At 50.1% G+C, this 345-nt stretch carries 2 rRNA genes; both read right to left on the bottom strand.

The features are described from left to right. Window positions 1-70: ribosomal RNA gene (gene rrf / locus AACU78_RS19150) — 5S ribosomal RNA — on the bottom strand; the annotation flags it as partial. A 168-nt stretch (window positions 71-238) separates the two neighbouring features. Next, window positions 239-345 (bottom strand): 23S ribosomal RNA (locus tag AACU78_RS19155); the annotation flags it as partial.

Consider the following 345-nt stretch of genomic DNA (forward strand, 5'->3'; position numbering starts at 1 on the left):
CGGCGATGCATCGTTTCACTGCTGAGTTCGGGATGGGATCAGGTGGTTCCAATGCTCTATGGTCGTCAAGAAATTCGGGTACTGAGTCGTGACCATGTGGCCTCGCTTCAGCAAATTGGGTATGTGATAGCTTTCGGTGTTTTGTGAGATTCGAACTTTCGGTTCATTTCGTCTTCACACACCGCAATCTGGCCTCTTTGCTTTTCAGCGCAGAGCAGGCAAATTGCTTGGGTGTTATATGGTCAAGCCTCACGGGCAATTAGTATTGGTTAGCTCAACGCCTCACAGCGCTTACACACCCAACCTATCAACGTCGTAGTCTTCGACGGCCCTTCAGGGAACTCA

It is taken from the genome of Pseudomonas sp. R9.37 (assembly GCF_963878885.1).
Lineage (GTDB): Bacteria > Pseudomonadota > Gammaproteobacteria > Pseudomonadales > Pseudomonadaceae > Aquipseudomonas.